Here is a 24,342-nt window from a genome sequence, read left to right on the forward strand (position 1 = left end):
TGACAGCGCAGTGCCGCGTGCCCAAGTTGCCGTGGGCATGCGGCGCAAAGCGTCAGCGGTTTTTCTCTTCCGCCAGCTTGTGCTCGAGGTAGTGGATGTTCACCCCACCCTTGCAGAAGCCTTCGTCACGGGTGAGGTCCCGGTGCAGCGGGATGTTGGTCTTGATGCCATCCACCACGATCTCGTCGAGCGCATTACGCATGCGCGCCATGGCCTCGTCGCGGTCCTTGCCATAGGTGATCAGCTTGCCGATCAGCGAGTCGTAGTTCGGCGGAACGGCATAACCGCTATACAGGTGCGAATCCACTCGCACACCGTTGCCGCCAGGCGCGTGGAAGTGTTTCACGGTCCCGGGGCTGGGGATGAAGGTGCGTGGATCTTCGGCATTGATCCGGCATTCCAGCGAATGGCCGCGGATGACCACGTCATCCTGGGTGAACGACAACTTGTTGCCAGCGGCAATGCTGAGCATTTCCTTGACGATGTCGATACCGGTGACCATCTCCGAAACCGGGTGCTCCACCTGCACGCGGGTGTTCATTTCGATGAAGTAGAAGCGGCCGTTCTCGTAGAGGAACTCGAAAGTGCCTGCCCCGCGGTAGCCGATCTCGATGCACGCCTTGACGCAGCGATCCAGCACTTCGGCGCGGGCGGCTTCGTCAATGCCAGGCGCTGGTGCTTCTTCCAAAACCTTCTGGTGGCGGCGTTGCAATGAGCAGTCCCGGTCGCCCAGGTGAATCGCATGGCCCTGGCCATCGGAGAGCACCTGAACTTCCACGTGACGTGGGTTGGTCAGGAATTTCTCCAGGTACACCATCGGGTTGCCGAACGCCGTACCTGCTTCGGTACGGGTCAGCTTGGCCGAAGCGATCAGGTCTTCTTCCTTGTGCACCACGCGCATCCCGCGACCACCGCCGCCGCCGGCAGCCTTGATGATCACTGGGTAACCCACCTCCCGGCCGATACGCAGCGCTTCGGCTTCGTCTTCCGGCAGCGGGCCGTCAGACCCCGGTACGGTTGGCACACCGGCGCGCTTCATGGCGTCCTTGGCCGATACCTTGTCGCCCATCAGGCGGATGGTGTCGGCCTTGGGGCCAATGAAAGCGAAGCCGGATTTTTCGACCTGCTCGGCGAAGTCGGCGTTTTCCGCCAGGAAGCCATAGCCGGGGTGAATGGCAGTGGCACCGGTCACCTCGGCCGCGGCGATGATGGCCGGAATATGCAGGTAGGACTTGGCGGCCGGCGCGGGGCCGATGCACACCGATTCATCGGCAAGGCCCAGGTGCATCAGCTCACGGTCGGCGGTGGAGTACACCGCAACGGTCTTGATGCCCAGTTCCTTGCAGGCGCGCAGGATACGCAGGGCGATCTCGCCGCGGTTGGCGATCAGAACTTTTTCCAGCATCGCAGGCTCTCCGCGGTTCAAACGATGGTGAACAGCGGCTGATCGAACTCAACCGGCTGCCCGTCTTCCACCAAGATGGACTCGATGACGCCACTGGTTTCGGCTTCGATGTGATTCATCATTTTCATGGCTTCGACGATGCAAAGGGTGTCACCCTTTTTCACGGTCTGCCCGACTTCGGCGAAGTTCGGCGAGGTCGGCGATGGCTTGCGATAGAAGGTGCCGACCATCGGCGAGCGAGCGACCGTGCCATTGAGCTTGGGCGCGGCGGCTTCGGCAACTGGAGCAGCGGCTGGGGCGGCTGCGGCCGCTGGGGCTGGAGCCGGTGCAACAGGAGGGGCCGCATAGAACTGTTGAGCTGGCTGCTTGCTGTGACGGCTGATCCGTACGGATTCTTCGCCTTCTTTGATTTCCAGCTCGTCGATACCGGATTCTTCCAGCAGCTCGATCAGTTTCTTGACTTTACGAATATCCATGAACTTCAACTCCCGCATGGGTCAGGGGTTTAAGGCAAAAGGGTTCAGGGGTTCCTGAATGGCCTGGCAGCCCGGTCGGCGACATCGGCACTGTTGGCCGCAAGCCCGCCAGCACGCCTGAAGCGTGCCGGGGCGAATACGTATGTCCTTGATCGCGCATCGATAAATGGCGCGTCAGAGTGTGGGATGCTCACTCGCGGCGCCGCGTCACTTCTGAATGTGACGCCATCCATATCGCCGCAGGGTGGGACGTTGCAGGTAGCACAGGCAAAACCGCCATCGGTAGACCCTTTCGAAGGTTCTTGTAATTACGTGCGGGGCCGACTATGCCCAAATGAAATCAGCCTGTCCAGTTTGGCGAAGCTGCCGGCACGATTGACGAGAATGCCGGCATTTATTTGACCGATGATCAGCATTTGGTCATGCACCACATCAGCCTGTGATTGTTTAGCGCGGCAACTTGGCGAGAAAACCTGCCTGGTCGATCTCGCCAACCACTCGCGAAGTGACCACTTCGCTGCCGTCTGCCGCAAAGAACTGGATCACCGGAGGCCCGAAAAGCCCATAGTGGTCCAGCAGGGCCCGCTGGGCTGCCGTGCTGGCGGTGATGTCGAAGCGCAACTTGCGGTAGCCGGCGAGCTTGCCGACGACAGCAGGTTGATTGAGCACCTCGCTTTCGATGACCTTGCAGCTGATGCACCAGTCGGCGTACCAGTCCAGCACAACGGGGTTGCCAGCCGCGGCGGCGTCGGCCAATGCGCGTTGCAGCTCGGGCACCTGGCTTACGGTTTGCCACTCGTCTTGCCGTGTGGCAGCTATCGATGCATCCGGAGCTCCTGCGCGCAGTGGCTGCAGGGGGCTGTCGGCGCCGCTGAAGGCGCCCACCCAGCAGGCGAGGCCATAGCACAAGCAGAGCAGGCCGATCAGTTGCCGCAGGCGAGCGGCCACGCCGAGGGATACCGAGAGGTTCAGTGCGCCCAGGAACAACCCCGTGCCTGCGCTCAGCAAGCCAACCAGCACGAGCGTGGCGGGCCCTGGCAATACGCGGCTTAGCAGGGCGATCGCCAACCCAAGCAGCAATACTCCGATGGCATTCTTTACGCTGACCAGCCAAGCGCCGCTCTTCGGTAGCCAAGCCGCGCCGCCTGCGCCGACCAGCACCAACGGCGCGCCCATGCCCAGCCCCAACGCCAGCAACTTCAGGCCTCCACCCACGGCATCACCGCTGGCGCTGATATACAGCAGCGCGCCGGCCAGGGGTGCGGAAACGCAAGGTGATACCAGCAGGCTGGACAGCACGCCCAGGGCGGCGGCGCCGAGCAGTGAGCCGCCTTGGGTGCGCCCGGCAAGGCGGTCCAGCCAGTCGTTCAGGCGGCGCGGCAGCTTGAGCTCGAACGCGCCGAACATGGCCAGGGCGAACAAACCGAAGAACAGCGAGAAGGGCACCAGCACCCACGCCGATTGCAGCCGCGCCTGCAGGTTGAGGCTTGCACCGAACAGGCCCATCAGCGCCCCCAGCAGCGCGAAGCAGGCCGCCATCGGCAACACGTAGGCCAGCGACAGGCTTAAACCGCGCAGGCCGCCGACCTGGCCACGCAAAACCACGCCGGAGAGAATGGGCAGCATCGGCAGCACGCACGGGGTAAAGGTCAGGCCGAGGCCAGCGAGGAAGAACAGGGCCAGCTCGCGCCAGGCCCAGCCAGCCGGGTGTTGGGGGGCAACAGTGACGGCTGGCTCGGCCCCGGCGGCGGAGGGTATGGCCAGGCGTTCGGTTTCAGGCGGGTAGCACAGGCCCTTGTCCGCGCAGCCTTGATAGGTCACCACCAGGGTAAACGGCTGGCTCGCCTGGGCCGGACGAGGGATCTCGACGTCCAGGATGTTGTGGTACACCTCGACGTCACCGAAGTATTCATCGTGCTTGCGCTCGCCGGTCGGCAACAGGGGCTGCCCCAGCGTCACGCCTTGGGGCTCGCTGCTGAAATGCAATCGATCTCGATAGAGGTAATACCCTTCGGCGGCAACGAAGCGTAAACGAATGGTATCGGGAGGGCTTTCGATCAGGCTCAGGCGGAAGGCTTCGCGCACCGGCAAGAAACGCTCGCCACCCACAGAGGCGGCCCCGATCACGGCATTCGGGCGCTCACCGAGCAGGTCGGCGGCAGCGGGCAAGGTGATCAATAACAGCAGGGCAAACAGCAGGCGGCGCATGGGAGGCTCGTAGAGGTAGGTCGGCCGGCATCATAACCAAGCAAGCCCTGAAGGCCGAAACGCTTGTGTTGCTAAATCAGAAAATACCTCAGTTATCGTCCCGCGCAATGCGATTGCGGCCTTCCTGCTTAGCCCGGTACAACGCGGCATCGGCGCGGGACGCCAAGGTATGCCCGCGCAGCCCCGGGGCCATCGCTACCACTCCGGCGCTGAACGTGCAGCTCACCCCGGTAGGGCGTGCCGGGTATTCGATCGCAGCGAAGCGCTGGCGGATGTCTTCAAGCACGGCGACGGCGGCGTCCACTGTGGTACCGGGCATTACGATCGCAAATTCCTCGCCGCCGTAACGCCCGATCAGGTCGGTACCGCGCAGCCGTTGCTTGAGAAACAGCGACAGGCTTTTGATTACCCGGTCGCCCATGGAGTGGCCGTGGCAGTCGTTGATCCGTTTGAAGTGGTCGATGTCCAGCATGGCAAACGCCAGTGGGCGGCCCTCGCGTTGGGCGCGGGCGCAGCTGTCTTCAAGCTCACGCAGGATGTGCGTGTGGTTATACAGCCCGGTGAGGCTGTCGCGGACCATCCGCGCGCGCAGGCCGCGGGCACGGGCGGCACGGTTGCGCACCACGGTCACCAGTTGGCGCGAGCGGATCGGCTTGGTGAGGAAGTCGTCACCGGCCTCGCTCATGGCGTCGAGCTGCTTGTTGGTGTCGCCCTCGGCGGACAAGTAAATGATCGGCACGCTGACGTAGCGGTCGTTCTGGTGGATGGCCCGGGCCAGCTCCGTACCGGTGCAGCCGGGCATGTACATGTCGAGAATGATCAGCTCTGGCTGGAAGTCAGCCAGTTCGGCCATGGCTTGCAGCGGGTCGTTAAGGCAGCGAGTGATCATGCCCACATCGTTGAGCATCCGTTCGGTATGCATGGCCTGGGCAGGTGAATCGTCGATGATCATCACGCGGAAGGGTTGCCAAGGCCCATCGCCCAATAGCGGCTCGAGGGTTTCCAGCACATTCCAGGCTTCCAGCGGGCCACTGACGAATGCCCGCGCGCCGGCCTGAACCGCTGCCAGCCGAGTGGTGGTATCTGCTTCGGCGGGGCTGTGAAAAACCAGCGGGATCGACTCGCCTACCGATTGCCGGATACTCGCCGCCAGGGTCAGGCCCTGGCCCTCGCCCGCGAAATTGACATCGATGACGATCGCCGCTGGCGGGTATTCGCGCAGGCAGGAATGCAAGGCCGCCGGGCTATCCAGCGGCTGCGCCGTGCAGCCGAAGAACTCCAGCTGGCGGGCCAGGTGCCGGCTAGCCTCCAGGTCCCCCAGCAGCAAGCCGACGGGGCGTCGCGGCGGCGGCAGTTGCGCAGGGTTGGCGGGGTCGTCCCAGGTGCGAAGGCCGCTGGCGGCGAGGCGTTGCATGATCTCGTTGACACGCCGCAGGGATGGGCTGTCAAGCCGGCCCCCTTCCAGCGTCATCGCGCTGATAGCCGTGCGTGCTTCCAGCGCCAATGCCAGGTGCACGCTATCCTCATAACGCTCGGCGAAGCGCTGCCAACGAAGCAGGGCATCGTCGATCTGATGCTGAGTCAGGGTGGTCCATAGCTGATACTGCAAGCGCTGCCAGAGCTGCAGCACATCGCGCGCCTGATGCACGACCCGTTGCGCGAAGTGCTGGCGCATTTGCTGTTCGCTGGCCGGTTCGAAAGGGCTCATGGGCGATGATCGAAAAAATAGTGGCGCTATGCTAGCAGTGATTGGCAACGCAAACTGTGTCGTACGTCGTAAATTTGTCGCCATCGGTCTGGCGCTTTTGCGTGCCCCCGTTGCACGGCGCATTAATTTATAGTGCGTGCTCGTGAACGCCTGGCGCTAGCCACAGGTTGGATGCTCGCCGGCACCATAGCGAGCCGGCGCGGTCGAACCGATGACTCGAAAGCATGAAAGGACAACCCGATGCTCGACTGGAAGAAACGCACAGACACCCCTGAGTCGCCCACCGCGGCGCCATCTGGCCAGCGTGCCGAGCCGGCCCCGCGGGGGCGGTGGAAGAGTCTGCTGCTCAGCCGGGCATTGATCAGCGTGGTTGCCATTTACCTGATCGTCACGGTAGTGCTGGGCATTTATTGGAGCCGCGAGCCCGACCTGTTCTCGGTCCAGCAGAACGCCCAGGCGGCAATCCAGCGGGACGGCCGCCAGATGGTCGTAGGCTTCACCACGGTCGAAACCCTTAAGCAAGTGGCCAGCACTTTGATGGACAAGCCTGGCGGGTATCTGTCCAACGACCGGCTGCTGCCCGGCGTGTGGCTGGACAACATGCCTAGCTGGGAATATGGCGTGCTGGTGCAGGTACGGGACCTCAGCCGCGCCCTGCGCAAGGATTTCGCCCGCTCACAGTCGCAGTCCACCGAAGATGGCGACCTGGCACGTGCCGAACCACGCTTCAACTTCGATAATAAAAGCTGGGTGCTGCCCTCGAGCGAATCGGAGTTCCAGGAAGGCCTGAAATCGCTGACCAATTATCAGCGGCGCCTGACCGATCCAAACCCCAACGCCTTCTTCTATGCCCGCGCCGATAACCTCAACAACTGGCTGGGCGACGTGTCCACTCGCTTGGGCTCGCTGTCGCAACGGCTTTCGGCCAGCGTTGGGCGGGTCAAGCTCGACACTACGGTCAAGGTCCAGACCTTCGCCCCGGGCAGTGCGCCGCAGCTCGAAGAACAGTTTGTGGAAACCCCGTGGCTGCAGATCGACAATGTGTTCTATGAGGCCCGCGGCGAGGCTTGGGCGCTGTCGCACTTGCTACGCGCCATCGAGGTGGACTTCGCCGACGTGTTGGCCAAGAAAAACGCCACGGTAAGCGTGCGCCAGATCATCCGTGAGCTGGAGGCCTCGCAAGAGCCGCTATGGAGCCCGGTGATTCTCAATGGCAGCGGGTTCGGCATTTTCGCCAACCATTCGCTGGTGATGGCCAACTACATCTCCCGTGCCAACGCCGCGGTGCTGGACCTGCGCCAGCTGCTGTCGCAGGGGTGAATAACGGGGCGATCTCGGCGGCTGAGGCGGCGCATCGCGCGGCCTCGGACCGCGAAGCCATCGCTTGGGTCGACGAGCAGGACTGCCTGCTCGGCGCCCTGCCACGGGCGCAACTGCGTGCGCGGGGGTTGATCGGGCGCGGCACCTTCATTCTCTTGTTCGATAGCCAAGGCCGCTTGTGCGCCCAGCGCCGCACGCTGAGCAAGGCGGTATACCCGGGATACTGGGATGCAGCCGCTGGAGGCATGGTGCAGGCCGATGAAAGCTATGCCCTCTCGGCAGAGCGGGAGCTGGCAGAAGAACTTGGCGTCAGCGGAGTTGAATTGCACGAGCATGGCAGATTTCTCTTCGACAGCCCGGGCAACCGGTTGTGGTGCGCGGTGTTTTCCGCGGTATGGGACGGCCCGCTACGTTTACAGCCCGAAGAGATCGCCGAGGTATGCTTCCTGCAGCCGCATGAGCTTGCCCAACGTTGCGTTACCGAGCCCTGGTGCCCGGATTCGCTTGAGGCATTGCGGCGGTACTTTCCGCATTTCCTAGCCGCATAAACTTGCCTGGCAGAGGCCGTGGGGCCTGCTTTGCCGCAGTCATCGCAGGGGCTGGCGATCGCCCGCGAGCCCGCGGCGCCAGGCCCGTTTGTCGAGCCCGTGCATTTTCTGCAAATTGCCTGCCCGCAGCCCTTAGCATGGGGTGTTTTTGCCGTTAAACTGCGCGACCTTTTCGGTCCTGCGCAGAGGAATTGCCAATGGCCAAGAAAGCTTCCTCGTTCGCCTCGTTGGGCGGCCTCGTTTATTCCACCGACAGCGGCCGGCATTGCCCAGGCTGCGGCAAGCCGGTGGACGAATGCGTGTGTGCCAACACAGTGCTACCGCAAGGCGACGGGATTGCCCGGGTGCGCCGCGAGAGCAAGGGGCGGGGCGGCAAGACGGTCACTACAGTGGCCGGCGTACCACTGCCGCTGGAGGAGCTCAAGGCGTTGGCCGGTACCCTCAAGCGCCGCTGCGGCACCGGCGGCGCCTTGAAGGAGGGGGTTATCGAAATCCAGGGCGATCACGTTGAGCTGCTGCTGGCTGAGCTGATTCGCCTGGGCTTCAAAGCGAAGAAGTCCGGCGGCTGAGCCGCTTCTTTCTAAACTCGGCGAACTGGCTGGGGTCTATCCGGCAGGCGCCGCTACTACCTTTTCTCCATTTTTCCGGCTGGTGGCGCACCCGCTGGGTTGGACCTATCACAGGGGACCTCGATGTCCGTACGACGCACTCGCAAAGACGATGGCAGCCAATGGACCGTTGCGGACAGCCGCGGTGTTTACGGGATCAGGCATTGGGGCGCGGGCTATTTCGCGATCAATGAAGCTGGGCGCGTGGAAGTACGCCCCAACGGGCCGGACAGCCCGGCCATCGACTTGTACGAGCAGGTGCAGCAGCTGCGCAAGAGCGGCCTTTCGTTGCCGCTGCTGGTGCGCTTCCCGGACATCCTCCAGCACCGCGTGCGCCAGCTTACCGGCGCGTTCGATGCCAACATCGAGCGCCTGGAGTACCAGGCCAGCTACACCGCGCTGTACCCGATCAAGGTCAACCAGCAGGAAGCGGTGGTCGAAAACATCATCGCTACCAAGGACGTGTCCATCGGCCTGGAGGCGGGGTCCAAGCCCGAGCTGATGGCGGTGCTGGCACTCGCCCCCAAGGGCGGAACCATCGTCTGCAACGGCTACAAGGATCGCGAATTCATTCGCCTGGCGCTGATCGGCCAGAAGCTCGGCCACAACGTGTTCATCGTGATCGAGAAAGAATCCGAGGTTCAACTGGTGATCGAGGAGGCGGCGGAGGTCAAGGTCAAGCCGCAGATCGGCTTGCGCGTGCGCCTGTCTTCGTTGGCGTCGAGCAAATGGGCGGACACCGGCGGCGAGAAATCCAAGTTCGGGCTCTCGGCGGCGCAGCTGATTTCCGTGGTGGAACGCTTCCGCGAGGCGGGCCTGGAGCAGGGCATTCGCCTGCTGCATTTCCATATGGGGTCGCAGATCGCCAACTTGGCCGACTACCAGCATGGCTTCAAGGAAGCGATCCGTTACTACGGCGAACTGCGCAACCTGGGCTTGCCGGTGGACCATATCGACGTGGGCGGTGGCCTGGGCGTGGACTACGACGGCACCCATTCGCGCAACGCCAGCTCGATCAACTACGACATGGATGACTACGCCGGCGTGGTGGTGGGCATGCTCAAGGAATTCTGCAACGCGCAGAACCTGCCGCACCCGCACATTTTCTCCGAGAGCGGCCGCTCGCTGACGGCTCACCACGCCATGCTGGTGGTGCAGGTGACCGACGTGGAGCGGCACAACGATGAAACCCCCGAGCTGCCAGACCGCGAGAGCCTGCCGGAGACCGTGCAGTGGCTGGCCGACCTGCTCGGCCCCACCGACCCGGAAATGGTTACCGAGATCTACTGGCGCGCGACTCACTACATCGGCGACATCGCCAACCAGTACGCCGACGGCAAGGTGACCCTGGCCCAGAAGGCCCTCGCCGAGCAGTGCTACTTCGCGGTATGCCGCAAGCTGCACAACCTGCTCAAGGCACGTCAGCGTAGCCACCGCGCCATTCTCGACGAGCTCAACGACAAGCTGGCCGACAAGTACATCTGCAACTTCTCGGTATTCCAGAGCCTGCCCGATACCTGGGCCATCGGCCAGGTATTGCCGATCCTGCCGCTGCAGCGCCTGGACGAAGAGCCCGTGCGCCGCGCCGTGTTGCAAGACCTGACCTGCGACTCCGACGGCAAGATCAAGCAGTACGTGGACGAACAGAGCATCGAGACCAGCCTGCCGGTGCACCCGGTGGCCAAGGGCGAGGACTACATGCTGGGCGTGTTCCTGGTGGGCGCTTACCAGGAAATTCTCGGCGACATGCACAACCTGTTCGGCGACACGGACTCGGTGAACATTTACCAGACCGCCAGCGGCAGCGTGTACCACGCCGGGATCGAGACCCACGACACCATCGAGGACATGCTGCGCTATGTGCACCTGTCACCCGAAGAGCTGATGACCCACTACCGGGACAAGGTCGCCAGCGCCAAGATCAGCGTGCGCGAGCGCACCACGTTCCTGGATGCGTTGCGGCTCGGCCTGACCCGTTCGTCCTACCTCTCCTCCTGACCTACCCAACGGTCACGGTGCGCTAGCCATAGGGCGATCCCTCCCAGGGTCATCGCCCTTATGGCCATGAACAGTAAAAAGCTCAACCACAGCCCCTGGTTGCCCCACCCGCGGGTCAACCAGGCGACCGGCAGGGCCAGCAGCAGGCTGGCAAGCATGCCGTCGCGCATCTCCCGCGCCCGAGTAGCGCCGATAAACAGCCCGTCCAGCAAGTAACTCCAGACCGCAATCAACGGCAGCACCGCCAGGTACGGCAAATAGGTGGCGGCCGTGGCCTGAACGCTGGGGATGTTTGTTTGCAGGCGGATGAACAGATCGCCGAAAGTGCCGAAAAAGCCCGCGAAGGCCAGGCTCGCCAGCAATGACCAGCCGGCGGCGACCACCAGTGCCCGGCGCAAGGCTTGCCTGTTTCGGGCGCCGATGGCATGCCCGCATAGGGCCTCCACCGCATGGGCCAAGCCATCGAGCGCATGGGCAGTGAGCAACAGGCCGTTGAGCAGCAGGGCATTGGCAGCGACGGTGGCGTCACCCAGCCGCGCGCCCTGCACGGTAATCATGAAAAACACTGCCTGCAGGGCGAGGCTGCGAATAAAAATATCTCGGTTCACACTCAACAACGGCCGCCAGCTCGCCCACTCCCGCAGCTTTTGCCACGGTACCTGCCCCGCATGCGCCCGCAACGCCGGCCGGGCCAGCGCCAGGCCCAGCGCCAAGGCGACCCATTCGGCGATCACCGAGGCGCCCGCGGAACCCAGCACACCCCAGCCCAGGCCGAGCACGAACCATAGGTTCAAGGCGATGTTCAAGGCATTGGTCAACAGCAGCATGGCGAAGGGCGCACGGGCGTTCTGCGTACCCAGGAACCAGCCGACCAGGGCAAATCCGCCCAGGGTGGCGGGCAAGGCGAACAGGCGTACATGGAAGAATGCGAGGGTGCTGTCTTCAAGTTCGGCGGAGGGTTGCATCCAACTCAGGGCCAAGTGACTGAACGGTGCTGCCAGCAGCCACAGCAACACCGAAAACCCCGCTGCCAGCAGCAACCCTTGGGCCAGTACCTGCCGCAGGCCATCTCCATCGCCGCGCCCAGCCGCCTGTGCGGCGAAGCCAGTGGCGCCCATACGCAAGAAACCCAGTGCCCAGGCCAGCAGGCTGAACAGGCTGGCGCCCACTGCAACGGCGCCCAACTGGTGGGCGTGTGGCAGATGGCCGATGACCGCGCTGTCGACCAGCGCCACCAAGGGAACAGAGATGTTGGACAGAATCATCGGCGCCGCCAGCGCCCACACCCGGCGATGGGTAGGGCGGTGGCGCCAATCTTTCAGGAAAGCGGTCATTGATAAGCCTACGCTGTGCGCTCCAGGCAAAGAGGCGTCACCTTAGCCCAAGCGGCACGAGGGCGCTGCTTAATGGATGATCCAGCTCAACAACCAAAGGCCTAGCAAGGCCCAGATAATGCCCAGCACGATGGACGCGCGCATAAACGCCCGCACGGCTGAATAAAGCAGGATCAGCCCCACGACCAGGGCGATGATGCTGATCAGCGAGGTGTCCATGCCCAGGGTGCGCGACAGGCCTTCGATGAAATTGCCGCCGGCGTGGGCCAGGCCGCCGAAGATCCAGTCCAGCCCGTCCACGATGAAACGAATGACCGCGCCGAGCGCTTGGCCCAGCCATTCGAAAAAGCCTTGTACCTGCATGGTGTGATTCCAGTGGCCGGCGTGCGCCGGGGTTCGAGCGTTGGTCAGCAAGCGTCGACGGTGGTTCCCGAACGGCCGAGCGCAGCGGCGTTTAGCGCACCCAGGTCAGCGCGGCGAGGAACCCCATGAGCAGAAAAGGCGCCAGCGGCGGCGCACTGGAAGGGTCTGGTGCAAGGTTGGCCAGGCGCGCGCGCAGCTTGCGGTCCAGTTGAATCCACACTCGATGGCCCAGCGTGAGCCACAGCAGCCCCACTATCAACGCGGCGCCCAGCGTGCCCAGCCAATGCACACGGTCCGTGGCCAGCGCCAGTGTTCCCAGTAGCTTGACCTCCGCCTCGGTAAGCCGGCCGAGCCAATAGGCAGGAAGGGTAAGCAGCATGCTCAAGGCCAGGGCGAAGGCGCCTTCGCTGGCAGCCGCGCCGAGCCAGGTGTGGCCCGTGGCAAACAGGTACCACAGGGCAAAGCAGCCACCGCCGAGGGTGAGGGTATCGGCAATGTGCCGCTGCCGCAGATGCTGCTCGGCGCACAAGGCGAACCAGATCAGTAATATCAAACCATGCATCCGGAGCATTCTTCCTTTCAGCGCCACTACCACGCCGGAGAACCCTTCCGGCAACCCGCGAATCGCTTACTTCTATTTATAGGTGGCGTGTGGGGGCTATGCCAGGCGAGGCGTGGCCATAGTTATGCGCAGCCGGTCAGCCTCGCCCGTGGGAGCCATGCGAACATGGCCAGCGCCTGGCTCACTGCGTCGCCTGCTCCTGATGCCCATCGCGTACCCCGTCCTTTCCGACGAAGCACCGCCTGCGCGCCCCTGCCGGGCTATTCTCCACAGTACCGTCAGCCCTAAGCCCGGAGCGCGCCATGTCTGCTATCTCGTCCGTTACCACACCGCACGGCGGTGCCACTCTCATAGGGGCAGGCGCCCCTCCAATAGTGGGCCAAGCCACTAACGACTTGTTGGTGGGCACGGTGGACGGCGAAACAATCTCCGGCCTTGGCGGCAAGGACTTGCTGGACGGTGGAGGGGGCCGTGACGTGCTGGTGGGTGGCGCACAGAACGACGTGTTTCGGTTTACCTCCCGAGAGGACAGCTACCGTACCGCCACCGAAAGCTTCAGTGATCATATTCGTGATCTCGACCCGCTTCGCGAGTCCCTGGACCTGACCGCCCTGGGTTTCACCGGCCTGGGTGATGGCTACGACAATACGCTGACGTTACGCGTGGACGCCGCTGCCAACCGGACCTACCTCAAGAGCCTAGAGCCCGACGCTGATGGCCATCGCTTCGAGGTGGTGCTCGAAGGGGTGGCGACTGAGCGGATAAGCCTTTTTTTCACGCGCCCCATCCTTAACGACGGCAATTACAGTGACACGCTCATTGCCGGCAACGTGGCGGGTGAATTACTGGGCAATGGAGGTGATGATCGGATCTACGGCGGCCTGGGTAACGATATTCTGGATGGCGGCACCGGCCGAGACAGGCTGTTTGGTTCCCTCGGAACGGATACCTACCGCTTCACCACTGTGCAAGACAGCTACCGCGATGCAAGCGAGGCCCACAGCGACCGCATCGTGCGCTTCGATGTATCCAACGACCGCATCGACGTTTCCGCTCTCGGCTTTACCGGGCTAGGCAATGGCCACGACGGCACACTGGCGTTGTCTGTCAACGAGGCGGGAACTGTTACTTATCTGAAGAACTACGATGCCAATGGCCGAGGTGAACGCTTCGAGTTGACCCTGTCGGGCGACCTGAGCCACACCCTGACCGCGGAGGCGTTTGTATTCGCGGATGCCATTAACGCCGCTGCGGTAGTGGAGCTGTTGGGCGTACCTAACGGGCATGATGGGAGTGTGCAGGTTTAGCCTGGCTGAGTAGCCTGCCGCCCGTTTGACTTTGCCACTTTTGGGGGCTGTGTCAGATCTCCCAAAGCCGGTTTTTGTTACGAAATGAGGTGCGCTGAACCGAGAATTTCCTACGGCCAGGAAGCCGACGGGCGACTGGAAATTGAATGGCTTGAAGCAAAACATTAAATAAAACTCAGCTACCGTTATGGATCCCAATAAGCCATTAACGGACTAAATCATGGCGACCCACAACGCTTCTACTGCCTCCCATATCGTTCGCAGCAGCCCCGGCACTGTCAGTGTCGATCTCACAGGGTTGCTGGATGACAACCAAAGCATCACCCTGCAGCTGGATGGCAAGATCCTTCTCGGGGGATATAGCCAGCACCTTGAATATGGCTATCAGGGCGCTCCGGGCGAAGAGAGCTACGCCTACGACCTCGACCATTCTGTGGTACGCCTGAATGCCGACGGCAGCCTGGACACAAGCTTTGCCCAAGGTGGGGTAGATATCGTGCCCGCAGGATTGCTGCCGGACTGGATGGACGAAACCATGACCGTTCAGGCCAATGGCAAGGTGCTTGCCGCCACCGCCGTGGATGACGGCTTGAGAGTCCAACGCTTCAACAGCGACGGCACCCTGGACACCACCTTCGGTACCGGTGGCGCCATCATCGTCAACGTTACCCATGACTATCGGGGCGTCGAAGTCACCGCCAATACCGATGGCACGCTGTACATCAGCGCGCGCGGGACAAGCCAAGCCACGGTCACCAAAGTCGACAGCAACGGCGCGCTGATCGGCGGCTTTGGCGACAACGGAGCGTTGATCCTCGACGTAGTGGACAGTGCACACGCCATCGGAGACATTTCTACTCACGTACAGGCCGACGGCAGCGTGCTGTTGGGCTCGATTTACGAGGTGCAGACCCCCACCGTGCCGCCCTCGGGTAACGTGCAGGTGACGCAGGTGTACACCTTGCAGCACTTCACCCCGGACGGCGAGCTGGATACCCGTTTCGGCGACAACGGTATCCTGTACTTCGATCCAGCTCTGGGCCTGAGATCGGACTCGGCAGTGACCATGCAAGCCGACGGCAAGATCATCGTGGTAGGCCATAGCCTCAGCGACCCATTCGGTGTGGTCATTCGGCTCAATGCCGACGGTTCCTACGACAGTTCCTTCGGCACTGGTGGCAAGGTCACCTTCGATTCCGATACCGCGGCGTCGGTCGCCGTGCTGCCCGATGGCAAGATCCTGGTGGCCGGCCTGCGCGACGGTGACTTCGGCATCACCCGCTTCAACGCCGATGGCAGCGTCGATACCAGCTTCGGTAGCCCAGACGGCAAGCATCACGTGGACGGCTACAACGGCGAGGACATTCTGCGCGGAACAGGTGCTGCGGAAATCATCCATGGGCTGGCCGGCGACGACGTATTGCAAGGCAATGGCGGCCGCGACGTGTTGCTGGGTGGCGATGGCGCAGACATCTTCCGCTTCACCCACGTGAGCGACAGTTACCGCACCGCCACGCAGAACGGCAGCGACCGCATCCAGGACTTCGACGCCAGCCATGACCGGATCGACCTCATTGGCCTGGGCTTCACCGGTATCGGCGATGGCCACCACGGCACCCTTGCCGTGCAAACCAGCGCAGACGGTACCCGCACCTACCTTAAAAGTTTCGATGCCGACGCCTCCGGTCAGCGGTTTGAGCTGGTGTTTGACGGCAACCTGGCGGGGCAGCTCAACAGCACCAATGTGGTATTCACCGCGCCTACTGTCGAAGGAACCGCCGGCCGGGATGTGATCGCCGGCTCTGCGCTGTCGGAGATCATCTTCGGGGGCGCGGGCAACGATCGCATCAATGGCGGCGCCGGGGCTGATGTACTGATAGGCGGCGCTGGTGCCGATGTATTGAACGGCGGTGACCGAGCGGACATCTCCCTGCGGACCGACCACGAGAACGGGGACATTTTCCGTTACACCTCTACCGACGATAGCTACCGGACCGATAGCCAGAGCTTCGTTGACCTGATCGTTAACTTCGCCACCCACAGCGATAAGCTCGATATTTCCGCCTTGGGCTACACGGGCTTCGGCGACGGTACAGGCACCACCCTCAAGGTGGCGTACAACAGGGAACTGGACCGTACCTACCTCAAGGACCTGGACGCGGATGCCCAGGGCCATCGGTTCGAAATCGCATTAACGGGGAACTGGGTCGGTGAGTTTGCTGACAATGACGTGGTATTCGCGCCCGCAGTGGACGTCAGCCTGGTAGGGGTAGCGACCGCCGACCCGGACCATCCAGTGGTGTGAGGTTTCGGCTACCTGTTTGTTGCATCTGGCAACGCCTGCGAACCGTGCCACCCCGGTTCGCGGGCGTTGCCCGTTCCCGTAGCCTTCAACGCGGTGGGTATTGCTGCAGCAGGCGGGCGACGGCCTGGCGCAGCTTTTGCGCGCGCTGTTCGGGGTCCGCGTTGTCATCGGTGACTACCTGCTCCTGGCTGGCCCGCCACACCAGTTTGCCATCGCGGCCATCGAGCAGGTCCAGCTGCAGTGTGGCGACCCGGTAATCCACGCTGCGGGTTTCATTCCAGCCCTGGCCGATCCAGGGCCCTCCCCAGGCCGGGCCCCAAGGGCCGCCATAGCTGGTGGTGATCTGCTGCTGGCGGTTGTCCACGATCAGCCAGGCTTGCACTTTCAGGTCTGGCTTGCCGCCCTGCGCCTGGCGCAGGCCGCGTTGGTCGAGCTGTTCGGCCACCGCCTGGCGCAGCCGCTGCTCGGTCAGGTCACTGCGCACGCGGGGATCATCCGGGCGGTACTGCAAGGCGGGCTCCTGCCAGCTCCAGCTGCGATAGGCAGCAAAATCCCGAGTGGTGTCGTAGTCGCGGTTGGGGCGTTCGGTCTGGCAACCGCCTAAGGCCACGGTCAGGGTGCAGATGAGCAGTAGCGGGGCACGCATGAAAACCTCCACTGAAGTCAGCTTGGGGGATAGGTGGCGAGCGCGCGGCCCACCGCGGCCCGTAGGGCGTCGACCTGTTGGCTTTGGCTGCCTTGGGCCGCGGTGTCTGCCGCGGCAGCCCAGACCTCCTGGCCGGTCACGCCGTCGAACAGGTGCAGCCGCACCACCATGACCTGGATCTCGTAGGTCCGCACCGTTGGCGGCCCGCCGTAATAGCCATAGGGGCCGTAAGGTCGGTAACCGGGCCCGTAATAAGGGTCGTAGTTATCTTGCACCTGCTGCAGGCGGCGCTCCTGGCGCAGCTCCACCGCCACTCGCAGGTCGGCCGGGGCGTTGCGGGCAGGGCGCAAGCCACGTTGATCAAGGGCGGTGCTTACGGCTTCGGCGATCTGTTCGGGGGCAGCCCAGGTAGTGCCGCTGGGTAGCTGATTGTTGACCCAGCTCCAGCTGCGATAACGGCCGTAGTCCCGCGGTGCGGCGGGGTAGGCGCTGATATCCAGCGTTTGCGCCGCGGCTGCTGGAGCCGGCGGCAGAGGCAGTGAGCTGGCCACGTAGGGGTTGGGCCCCTGGCAGGCGGCTAAAAGGAGGCAACTGAGCAAAGCGGCAAGGCGGCAGTGCATGAGGGGTTCTCCGGGCGTCGAGGCCCTTTCAGCAGGGCCTGCATATCCAGTGCAGGTAGCGCCCCAGCCCGGCAAAGGCCGGATGGCGCCGGTATTCGAGCTCCATGGACACCAGATCGGTACTGCTGGCCTTGGCCTGGAATTCGGCCGGCATGTAGTCATGAAATACCCGCACCCCACTACGGCATTCGACCCGCCAGGCATCGGCGAGTTGCGCTTCCAGTTCGCGCGGGTCAAGGGGCATCTGTGGGGTGAGGCTCTGCTTCTCGCCAGCCAGGTTGTTCTCTCTCAGCTTGCGAAAGTGGCCCTTGAGCAGGTTGCGGTACACCAGCGCATCGCGGTTATAGAACGCCAACGACAGCCAGCCTTCCGGCGCCACCCAACGGGCCAGGGCGGGGAAGATCGCGGTGGGGTCGGCCAGCCACTCCAGCACGGCGTGGCACAGCACCAGGTCATAGGGCTCACCGGGTTGTTCGGCAAGCTCTTGCCACGACGCTTGAATAAAGGTGCCTTCCAGGCCCGCTTCAAGGAAGCGCTCGCGGGCAGCGGCCAACATCGGCGCGGCCGGCTCGGCGAGGGTAACCCGATGCCCCTGGGCCGCCAGCCAGGCGCCCATGTGGCCCAGGCCGGCACCCACGTCCAGCACCCGCAGTGGCCGCGCGGGCAGGGCCTCGAGTAGGTCCGCTTGCAGCACGGCCAGGCGGATGGCTCCCTTGGCCCCGCCGTAGATCTTCTCGGCGAAGCGTACGGCCAGCTCGTCGAAATGGCGGTCTTTCATCGGGCGAACCGCCGTTCACTGTCGGCGAGCTTGGCGCTTACCACCTGGTTCATGTCCAACCCCAACTCGCTGCATAGCAGCAACAGGTAGAGCACCACGTCACCGATTTCTTGGCCGGCATGCGCCAACTGTTCAGCAGGCAGCTCGCGGGACTGCGCTTCGTTGAGCCATTGGAAGATCTCTACCAGTTCGGCCATCTCTACACTGGCGGCCATTACAAGGTTCTTGGGGCTGTGGAAGGGTTGCCATTGGTTGGCGTCGCGAATGCGGTGCAGGCGCGTGGTCAGTTCTTGCAGGTTCATAGGCCTCTCCTGGAGGCCCATAGCTTCAGCGGGTCGCGGCCTGGAATCAAGCACGCAGCAGTGCGGCGACGGATGAAATCGCCAGCAGCAGGGCCAGGCCACGGTTCAGCCAGCGCATTTGTGCTGGGCTGTCGAGCCAGCGCGAGGTACCCACGCCCAGCAGCGCCCAGGCGCTCATGCAGGGTAGCGACACCAGGAAAAACGCCAGGCAGAGCGCGTTCAACGGTTGCCCCTGCGCGGTGAACACGCCCACGACCGCCAGAGCCATCAGCCAGGTTTTCGGATTCACCCATTGCAGCAGGGCCGCGCCGAGCAGCCCGAGCTCTCGAGCGTTGTCCTGTTGCGCCGCCCTTGGCGTGACCGGGGCAGTGAAGATTTGCCAGGCGAGCCAGAGTATCCATGCCAGCCCCAGGGCACTCATTACCGGCCTCACCCCTGGCAGCACCAGCAAAGCGCTGCCGGCACCGGTCCCTGCCAGCCAGACGACCAATGCGGCGCCGGCACAGGCACCGAGGATGATCGGCACGCAGGCGCGCCAGCCGCGTCTCGCGCTGGTGCTCAGCACGATCAGGTTGGTTGGCCCGGGGGTGATCGAGGCCACGAAGGCAAAGAGGATAAAGGCAAGCATGGGACGGCCCTGAAGAAGAATCAGCAGCCAGTGTGAGGAGGCGCTAGTGCTGCGTCTCGAAGGCTTGTGCAGCCCTTGAAGCAGGGGGGTTAGGCGCCGAGCAGGTAGCGTTGATACGCGCCAGGGCTGATCCCGTAAGCCCGGCGGAACCAGCGGCCCAGGTGGCTCTGATCGGCAAAGCCCAAGCGGATGGCCACCTCCGAAGGCTGGGCCCCGGCGGCCAACAACCGCCGCCCGCGGCTCAGGCGTAGTTGGATCAGCCAGGCATGGGGCGCCAGGCCGTAAGCCGCCTTGAATGCCCGGGTCAGGCGAAAGCGGTCGGTGCCGCAGGCACTGGCCAGCGCCTGCAGGCTGATGTCTTGCTCATGGTGGTCAACCAGGTAATCCCGTGCCCGCCTGGCCACGACAGGGGCGCGCGCATCTACAGGCAGCCGTTGCGGCCAGCGTAAATGGCCGGCTAGGCGTTCGAGCAGGCCATCGAGGGCGATATCTCGCACCATGCGTACTTCTTTTTGATGCAGGGCATTGAACGCGAACAGCAGCGCTTGGGCCAGGCCGGGGTCGTCGTGGAGCACGCTGCCGATGCCAGGCAGCACCCCTCCTGGGCGGTCACCGAACAGCCCGCCCAGGGATTGCTCCAGCCAGGCGGGTTGCAGGTGCAGCATCCGGTAGGTGAAGCCGTCGGCGCTAGGGGCGTCGCCGTCATGAATGTCCCCCGGTTCCAGCATGAAGATCCTGCCGGGGGTGCTGTCGTGGCGAACCTTACGGCTGTTGAAGCGTTGCACGCCCTGCTCGGTGATCCCGATCAAGTAAGTGTCGTGCCAGTGCGGGTCATAGGCGTGCACATGCCCGGGGAAATGGGCATGCAGGGTTTCGATGCCGGTTTCCCGGTCGTGGGCGAGGTTGATCCAGTTGTTCATGATCGGCAAAGACAGCGGCGGCGTTGGCGCAGTTACCCACAGCCCGCCGCCGTTGGCTAGAAGGTTTGTGCAGTGCCTGGCGGCGACCATTCCCCAGACAGGTAGGTAGAACCGTCACGCCCCGCCAAGCGGAACTGCCCACTGGAGCCTGCCACGCTGGCGCTCAACACGGCTTCGGCAGGCAGTGGCAGGGGCTTGTCGAACGCCACGCGGATGTCCAGCGGCGCCGCCGGGAGATGCCCCTCGAGCCCCGCCAGTGCCCTGGCTTTCGTCCACATGCCCGGGGCAATGGCCTGATCGAAGCCAAACAGCCGAGCGGCCATGGCGCCCAGATGGATAGGGTTAAGGTCACCAGCGACCCGGGCATAGCGCCGGCCCACGTCGGCAGGCACCGGCCAGTGGCTCACCTCTTCTAGCGGCAGCAGGGTGTTTGGCACCAGCTCTGGCTCCGGCACGCCGTCCAGGTGCAAGTCGCGGCATAGCAGCAGGCTTCGCTCTTCCCATAGCGGGCCCAAGGCATCGTCCATTCGGGTGACGAGGGTGAAGGTCGCGCCCTGCGCATGAGGCTGCAACTGCTCGACGTGCACGCTAGCGCATACCCGGGCGATGCCGCCCAAGGGGCGCCACGTACGGATGTCGTTGCGCAGCTGCACCAGGCCCAGCAGGGGCAATGGGAAATCAGCGTCAGTCAGCAGCGCCAGCTGTAGCCCAAAGGCCATGACGTGTGGGTACGTCGGCGGCAGCAGGGGGCTATCGGCATAACCACAGAGCGCTCGGTAGGCTTTGACCTTTTGCGGGTTGGGCGACAGCCAGGCGCGTAGCCCTTGGCTGGGCAACAGGCGCCCTAATACTTTGTTGCGGCGCAGTGCGGCGCGGCTGTACAGGGCCGCCACCGGTGGTGGGGTATCAAGCAGTTGCCAGGCGAGGGTCATATCAAGCTCCCATAAAACTTTGGCCGCACACACGCAGCACTTGCCCGTTGAGCGCTGCCGCGCCGGGTTGGGCCAGCCAGGCCACGGCTTCGGCCACATCTTGGGGTTGGCCGCCTTGGCCGAGCGCACTCATGCGCCGGCCCGCTTCGCGCAAAGCGAACGGCATGCGGTCAGTCATGTTGGTTTCAATGAACCCCGGCGCCACCGTCACGATGCTGCCGCCCTGGGCAGCCAAGGGCTCGGCCATGGCCTCGGCGAATCCGATCAGCCCGGCCTTGGCGGCTGCATAGTTCGCTTGCCCGCGGTTGCCCGCGATGCCGGTGACCGAGCTCAATAGAACGATGCGGGGCGCCGGGCCAAGGGCCTTGTGCTCGATCAGAGCCTGAGTGAGGCGGAGTGGGGCCTCCAGGTTGACCGCGATGACCGGGTCCCAGAATTCAGGCGTCATATTGGCCAGGGTTTTATCCCGGGTGATGCCGGCGTTGTGCACCACGATGTCCACGCCTTCAGGCAGCGCGGCCAACAACTCGCTCGCCGCCTCGCTTGAGGTGATGTCGAGGTTGAGCGCGCTTGCGCCCAGCCGTGCCGCCAGCGCGGCCAACTCTGCGTGGGCCTGGGGCACATCGAGCAGCACAACCTTAGCGCCATCGCGGGCCAGGGTTTCGGCGATGGCGGCGCCAATACCCCGTGCTGCGCCAGTCACCAAGGCACGTTGCCCTTCGAGTGGGCGGGGCCATTGGGTGGTGTGGACAGCAGCAGGCCGTAGGGTCAGCACTTGGCCGCTTACATAGGCGCTTTTAGGCGACAACAAAAAGCGCAGCGCACCTTCGACCTGGTCCTTGGCTCCTTCGGCCACATACAACAACTGCGCGGTGCCGCCGTCGCGCAGCTCCTTGGCCAGGGAACGGCTGAACCCTTCGAGTGCCCGCTGAGTGACCCGGGCGATGGGGTCGCTCAGCGCTTCTTCTGCCGTGCCGAGGATGACCACCCGTGCGCAGGGCTCCAGCGCACGTAGCAAAGGCTGGAAGAACGCCATCAATTGCTGCAGCTCTGCAGGGGTGCGCAACGCGCTGGCATCGTAGACCACGGCCTTGGGCCGTTGCCCTTGGTCTTGCGACCAGGCCGGCGTGGCGGGGTCCAATGGCGGCACGCTATAAACCGCTTCGGCAAAGCCTGCGGCCCAGCCTGCGACGTCAATGGCCAACGGCCCGCCGCCTACCAGCAATGCCCCTTCGACTTCGCGTTGCCGCTGGCTATGCCATCGCTCCAGCCGGGCAGGGCTCGGCAGCCCCACCGCGCCGACGATGCGCCGGCCGAGTTCGGAGTTGGCGAAGCGGACATAGGGGTCGGCCATGGTGGTTCTCCATGCTGAGGTACAGCATCGGACACGATGCCCCGTTAGCCGTTCGATCCACCAAGCGAACCGCCGCACCCGTTGGTCGCGCGCTTCAGCCCGTGGTCGCGGTACCGGCAGCCTTGGCTTGCGCCGCTGCGTTGGCCCGCTGGCTATAGGCTTCGGCCATGACCGAGCACACAACTAGCTGCATCGGGTGATAGATCATGATCGGCAGCAAAATCAGCCCCAGGGCCGGATGCTGGCCGAAAATCAGCGCCGCCATGGGCGCACCGGCGGCCAAGGACTTCTTGCTGGCACAAAATACGCCAGCAACCTGATCACCGTGATCGAAGCCCAGCCAGCGGGTCACTTGGGTCGTGAGCAGCAGCACCACAGCCAACAACAGGGCGCTGCCGGCGAACGCTGCCAGGATCACAGCGCCGCTTTGCCGCTCCCACAAGCCCGACAGCATGGAATTACAGAACGCCGAGTACACCAGCAGCAGGATGACGGACTTGTCCAGGATGTTGGTGTACCGCTTGTGTCGGGCAAAGAAGCCCCCCAGCCATGGGCGTACCGCCTGCCCCAGCAGCAGGGGCGCCAGCAGCATCAGGCTCAGGTCCAGCAGCGTCGGCCCCAGGTCGATACCGCCTTGGCCGCTGCCCACCACCAGGCTGACCAGCCAGGGCGTGATGAAAATGCCCAGCACGCTGGACAGGCTGGCGTTAAGGATGGCGCCCGGCACGTTACCCCGGGCGCTGCCGGTGAGCGCCACGGAAGAGGAAATCGTCGACGGCAACGCGCAGAGGTATAAGAAGCCCAGCATCAACATGGGCGGCAATGCCTGAGCGCCTAGGTGGTCAGCCGCCAGCCAGAGCAACGGGAACACCACGAAGGTAAAGCCTTGCACCATCGCATGCAGGCGCCAGTTGCGCAGGCCTCGGCCGATCTGCTCGCTGGAAAGGTTGGCGCCGTGCAGGAAAAACACCAAAAACACCCCCGCGTTGATCACCTTGTCCAGATGCAACACCCCACCGCTACCACCGAAACTGGGAAAAACCCAGGCGAGCACGGTCGCGAGCACCATGCCGCAGAGGAACCAGTCGGTGAGCAGTTTTTTAAGATGTCGGAACAAAGCCATGGGGACCATCGGAGAGTGACGTAGCAGGCGTAGGAAGGTAACGTGTGTGGCTTTAGCCGTCTTGCGACAAAAAGCCAGCCTATGACGCCAAACGGACAGCTTCCACCTGCGCGGCAGATTCCCACCTTTACTCAACTTCCCAGGCCGTTGTTCGCCCGGGCGGAGCGGCTGGGCGCGGGCTCGTGGACGCCTCGGCACCGGCACCCCTGGGTACAGTTTTCTTATGCGATCAGCGGGGTGCTGGCGGTGCATACCGAACACGGCAGCTACTTCGCCCCACCCCAATGGGGCGTGTGGATACCCGCGGGCGTGGAGCACTGGGTCAATACGTCCGCCCAGGCGGAAATGCGCAGTTTGTACGTAGATGAAACCGTGGCGGGGCCGCCTTTTCCGCGCTGCCGCGTGCTGGAAGTGACGCCGCTGACACGGGAGCTGATCAAGGCGTTTTCCGCCTTTGCAGCGGATTACCCGCTCGGCGACAGCGCGCAGGCACGCCTGGCCACGGTGCTGGTGGACCAACTGCATGGGCTGGCAGAGGTGTCTTTTTCGGTGCCGCTGCCTCGGCATGCAGGGTTGCTCGGCCTGTGCGAGGCCTTGGTCGCGCGGCCCGACGATGCCAACTCGCTGACCGCCTGGGCGACGGAGCTAAATGTGTCGGAGAAAACCTTGGCCCGGCTGTTCCAACGGGAAACCGGCCTGACCTTCCGCACCTGGCGGCAGCGGGTAAGGCTGCTGGCGTCGCTTGGCGCCCTGCAAGGTGGCAGCAGCGTGACCCAAGCGGCGCTTGCGTGTGGCTATGAATCCACTTCGGCATTCATTGCGGCGTTCAAAACATTGTTTGGGACCACGCCGGGCGAGGTATTTCGCGGGAATTAGCCTGCTGCCGAGTGGGTCACT

23 protein-coding genes are annotated in these 24,342 nt (G+C 63.8%); 7 read left to right on the forward strand and 16 right to left on the reverse strand.

Annotated elements, in window-relative coordinates:
* Positions 1-52: 52 nt before the first annotated feature.
* The 4 genes from accC to OGL93_RS21360 form a co-directional block, all read right to left on the reverse strand.
* Entirely contained in the window at positions 53-1,405 is a 1,353-nt protein-coding gene (gene accC / locus OGL93_RS21345) for an acetyl-CoA carboxylase biotin carboxylase subunit (protein ID WP_263264990.1), read from the reverse strand.
* Positions 1,406-1,422: 17 nt separating this feature from the next.
* Complete coding sequence (accB, locus tag OGL93_RS21350) at positions 1,423-1,881, reverse strand: acetyl-CoA carboxylase biotin carboxyl carrier protein (protein ID WP_263264991.1); 459 nt, start codon at positions 1,879-1,881, stop codon at positions 1,423-1,425.
* A gap of 447 nt (positions 1,882-2,328) precedes the next feature.
* Positions 2,329-4,089, reverse strand: coding sequence for a protein-disulfide reductase DsbD (dsbD, locus tag OGL93_RS21355; RefSeq protein WP_263264992.1), 1,761 nt, complete (start codon positions 4,087-4,089; stop codon positions 2,329-2,331).
* 88 nt (positions 4,090-4,177) lie between these two features.
* Entirely contained in the window at positions 4,178-5,797 is a 1,620-nt protein-coding gene (locus OGL93_RS21360) for a diguanylate cyclase (protein WP_263264994.1), read from the reverse strand.
* A 240-nt stretch (positions 5,798-6,037) separates the two neighbouring features.
* On the opposite strand from OGL93_RS21360, the gene OGL93_RS21365 reads away from it, so the two are divergent.
* The 4 genes from OGL93_RS21365 (at position 6,038) to speA (ending at position 10,271) form a co-directional block, all read left to right on the forward strand.
* Complete coding sequence (locus tag OGL93_RS21365; RefSeq protein WP_263264995.1) at positions 6,038-7,117, forward strand: DUF2333 family protein; 1,080 nt, start codon at positions 6,038-6,040, stop codon at positions 7,115-7,117.
* Positions 7,114-7,665 carry an NUDIX hydrolase YfcD gene (gene yfcD, locus OGL93_RS21370; RefSeq protein WP_263264997.1) on the forward strand — a complete coding sequence of 184 codons (552 nt, stop codon included), beginning with the start codon at positions 7,114-7,116 and terminating at the stop codon, positions 7,663-7,665. Before OGL93_RS21365 ends, yfcD begins: the two co-directional genes overlap by 4 nt.
* Positions 7,666-7,862: 197 nt before the next feature.
* The gene (locus tag OGL93_RS21375) at positions 7,863-8,234 is read left to right on the forward strand and encodes a translation initiation factor Sui1 (RefSeq protein ID WP_263264999.1); all 372 of its coding nucleotides are present in this window, start codon (positions 7,863-7,865) and stop codon (positions 8,232-8,234) included.
* A 123-nt stretch (positions 8,235-8,357) separates the two neighbouring features.
* Positions 8,358-10,271: an arginine decarboxylase gene (gene speA, locus OGL93_RS21380; RefSeq protein ID WP_263265000.1), complete on the forward strand. Its 1,914-nt coding sequence runs from the start codon at positions 8,358-8,360 to the stop codon at positions 10,269-10,271.
* Here the strand turns inward: speA and OGL93_RS21385 are convergent.
* From OGL93_RS21385 to OGL93_RS21395, 3 genes are all read right to left on the reverse strand, one after another.
* Positions 10,256-11,605, reverse strand: a complete 1,350-nt coding sequence (locus tag OGL93_RS21385; RefSeq protein WP_263265001.1) for an MATE family efflux transporter — start codon at positions 11,603-11,605, stop codon at positions 10,256-10,258. The genes speA and OGL93_RS21385 overlap by 16 nt on opposite strands.
* Before the next feature lie 69 nt (positions 11,606-11,674).
* Positions 11,675-11,968, reverse strand: a complete 294-nt coding sequence (locus OGL93_RS21390; protein ID WP_263265002.1) for a hypothetical protein — start codon at positions 11,966-11,968, stop codon at positions 11,675-11,677.
* Positions 11,969-12,059: 91 nt separating this feature from the next.
* On the reverse strand, positions 12,060-12,530 hold the full coding sequence (locus OGL93_RS21395) for a prepilin peptidase (RefSeq protein WP_263265004.1): 471 nt from the start codon (positions 12,528-12,530) through the stop codon (positions 12,060-12,062).
* Positions 12,531-12,904: 374 nt separating this feature from the next.
* Between OGL93_RS21395 and OGL93_RS21400 the strand changes: the two genes are divergently transcribed.
* Together OGL93_RS21400 and OGL93_RS21405 are read left to right on the forward strand one after the other, a co-directional pair.
* Positions 12,905-13,837 (forward strand): hypothetical protein, encoded by a 933-nt coding sequence (locus OGL93_RS21400; protein WP_263265005.1) that lies wholly within the window; start codon positions 12,905-12,907, stop codon positions 13,835-13,837.
* Between the two features lie 220 nt (positions 13,838-14,057).
* Positions 14,058-16,142, forward strand: a complete 2,085-nt coding sequence (locus OGL93_RS21405; protein ID WP_263265007.1) for a calcium-binding protein — start codon at positions 14,058-14,060, stop codon at positions 16,140-16,142.
* Between the two features lie 85 nt (positions 16,143-16,227).
* On the opposite strand, the gene OGL93_RS21410 is transcribed toward OGL93_RS21405, so the two are convergent.
* From OGL93_RS21410 to OGL93_RS21450, 9 genes are all read right to left on the reverse strand, one after another.
* Entirely contained in the window at positions 16,228-16,788 is a 561-nt protein-coding gene (locus tag OGL93_RS21410; RefSeq protein ID WP_263265008.1) for a DUF4136 domain-containing protein, read from the reverse strand.
* A gap of 17 nt (positions 16,789-16,805) precedes the next feature.
* Positions 16,806-17,408, reverse strand: a complete 603-nt coding sequence (locus OGL93_RS21415; RefSeq protein ID WP_263265010.1) for a DUF4136 domain-containing protein — start codon at positions 17,406-17,408, stop codon at positions 16,806-16,808.
* Positions 17,409-17,436: 28 nt separating this feature from the next.
* Positions 17,437-18,186, reverse strand: coding sequence for a methyltransferase domain-containing protein (locus tag OGL93_RS21420; protein ID WP_263265011.1), 750 nt, complete (start codon positions 18,184-18,186; stop codon positions 17,437-17,439).
* The gene (locus OGL93_RS21425) at positions 18,183-18,488 is read right to left on the reverse strand and encodes a MazG-like family protein (RefSeq protein WP_263265012.1); all 306 of its coding nucleotides are present in this window, start codon (positions 18,486-18,488) and stop codon (positions 18,183-18,185) included. Before OGL93_RS21425 ends, OGL93_RS21420 begins: the two co-directional genes overlap by 4 nt.
* Positions 18,489-18,534: 46 nt before the next feature.
* A complete protein-coding gene (locus OGL93_RS21430; RefSeq protein WP_263265014.1) occupies positions 18,535-19,116 on the reverse strand; it encodes a LysE family translocator in 582 nt (193 codons plus the stop codon).
* Positions 19,117-19,205: 89 nt separating this feature from the next.
* The gene (locus OGL93_RS21435; protein ID WP_263265015.1) at positions 19,206-20,036 is read right to left on the reverse strand and encodes an AraC family transcriptional regulator; all 831 of its coding nucleotides are present in this window, start codon (positions 20,034-20,036) and stop codon (positions 19,206-19,208) included.
* Between the two features lie 56 nt (positions 20,037-20,092).
* Positions 20,093-20,968 (reverse strand): MaoC/PaaZ C-terminal domain-containing protein, encoded by an 876-nt coding sequence (locus tag OGL93_RS21440; RefSeq protein WP_263265016.1) that lies wholly within the window; start codon positions 20,966-20,968, stop codon positions 20,093-20,095.
* A 1-nt stretch (position 20,969) separates the two neighbouring features.
* On the reverse strand, positions 20,970-22,322 hold the full coding sequence (locus OGL93_RS21445) for a 3-oxoacyl-ACP reductase (RefSeq protein ID WP_263265017.1): 1,353 nt from the start codon (positions 22,320-22,322) through the stop codon (positions 20,970-20,972).
* 94 nt (positions 22,323-22,416) lie between these two features.
* Complete coding sequence (locus OGL93_RS21450) at positions 22,417-23,445, reverse strand: bile acid:sodium symporter family protein (protein ID WP_263265018.1); 1,029 nt, start codon at positions 23,443-23,445, stop codon at positions 22,417-22,419.
* Between the two features lie 81 nt (positions 23,446-23,526).
* Here OGL93_RS21450 and OGL93_RS21455 point away from each other — a divergent pair, with 81 nt between their 5' ends.
* Positions 23,527-24,321: a helix-turn-helix transcriptional regulator gene (locus tag OGL93_RS21455; protein WP_263265019.1), complete on the forward strand. Its 795-nt coding sequence runs from the start codon at positions 23,527-23,529 to the stop codon at positions 24,319-24,321.
* The last annotated feature ends 21 nt before the right edge of the window (positions 24,322-24,342 follow it).

The sequence above is a fragment of the Pseudomonas sp. RIT-PI-S genome (genome assembly GCF_025642975.1).
Classification (GTDB): Bacteria; Pseudomonadota; Gammaproteobacteria; order Pseudomonadales; family Pseudomonadaceae; genus Aquipseudomonas.

Excerpts from the sequence above, each read along its gene's own strand:
- OGL93_RS21430 (WP_263265014.1), bottom strand. The coding sequence starts at position 19,116 with ATGCTTGCCTTTATCCTCTTTGCCTTCGTGGCCTCGATCACCCCCGGG.
- OGL93_RS21435 (WP_263265015.1), bottom strand. The coding sequence starts at position 20,036 with ATGAACAACTGGATCAACCTCGCCCACGACCGGGAAACCGGCATCGAA.
- OGL93_RS21390 (WP_263265002.1), bottom strand. The coding sequence starts at position 11,968 with ATGCAGGTACAAGGCTTTTTCGAATGGCTGGGCCAAGCGCTCGGCGCG.
- OGL93_RS21385 (WP_263265001.1), bottom strand. The coding sequence starts at position 11,605 with ATGACCGCTTTCCTGAAAGATTGGCGCCACCGCCCTACCCATCGCCGG.
- OGL93_RS21360 (WP_263264994.1), bottom strand. The coding sequence starts at position 5,797 with ATGAGCCCTTTCGAACCGGCCAGCGAACAGCAAATGCGCCAGCACTTC.
- OGL93_RS21440 (WP_263265016.1), bottom strand. The coding sequence starts at position 20,968 with ATGACCCTCGCCTGGCAACTGCTTGATACCCCACCACCGGTGGCGGCC.
- OGL93_RS21365 (WP_263264995.1), top strand. The coding sequence starts at position 6,038 with ATGCTCGACTGGAAGAAACGCACAGACACCCCTGAGTCGCCCACCGCG.
- speA (WP_263265000.1), top strand. The coding sequence starts at position 8,358 with ATGTCCGTACGACGCACTCGCAAAGACGATGGCAGCCAATGGACCGTT.
- OGL93_RS21425 (WP_263265012.1), bottom strand. The coding sequence starts at position 18,488 with ATGAACCTGCAAGAACTGACCACGCGCCTGCACCGCATTCGCGACGCC.
- accC (WP_263264990.1), bottom strand. The coding sequence starts at position 1,405 with ATGCTGGAAAAAGTTCTGATCGCCAACCGCGGCGAGATCGCCCTGCGT.
- accB (WP_263264991.1), bottom strand. The coding sequence starts at position 1,881 with ATGGATATTCGTAAAGTCAAGAAACTGATCGAGCTGCTGGAAGAATCC.
- OGL93_RS21445 (WP_263265017.1), bottom strand. The coding sequence starts at position 22,322 with ATGGCCGACCCCTATGTCCGCTTCGCCAACTCCGAACTCGGCCGGCGC.
- OGL93_RS21375 (WP_263264999.1), top strand. The coding sequence starts at position 7,863 with ATGGCCAAGAAAGCTTCCTCGTTCGCCTCGTTGGGCGGCCTCGTTTAT.
- OGL93_RS21455 (WP_263265019.1), top strand. The coding sequence starts at position 23,527 with ATGACGCCAAACGGACAGCTTCCACCTGCGCGGCAGATTCCCACCTTT.
- OGL93_RS21395 (WP_263265004.1), bottom strand. The coding sequence starts at position 12,530 with ATGCATGGTTTGATATTACTGATCTGGTTCGCCTTGTGCGCCGAGCAG.
- dsbD (WP_263264992.1), bottom strand. The coding sequence starts at position 4,089 with ATGCGCCGCCTGCTGTTTGCCCTGCTGTTATTGATCACCTTGCCCGCT.
- OGL93_RS21450 (WP_263265018.1), bottom strand. The coding sequence starts at position 23,445 with ATGGCTTTGTTCCGACATCTTAAAAAACTGCTCACCGACTGGTTCCTC.
- OGL93_RS21415 (WP_263265010.1), bottom strand. The coding sequence starts at position 17,408 with ATGCACTGCCGCCTTGCCGCTTTGCTCAGTTGCCTCCTTTTAGCCGCC.
- OGL93_RS21410 (WP_263265008.1), bottom strand. The coding sequence starts at position 16,788 with ATGCGTGCCCCGCTACTGCTCATCTGCACCCTGACCGTGGCCTTAGGC.
- OGL93_RS21420 (WP_263265011.1), bottom strand. The coding sequence starts at position 18,186 with ATGAAAGACCGCCATTTCGACGAGCTGGCCGTACGCTTCGCCGAGAAG.
- OGL93_RS21405 (WP_263265007.1), top strand. The coding sequence starts at position 14,058 with ATGGCGACCCACAACGCTTCTACTGCCTCCCATATCGTTCGCAGCAGC.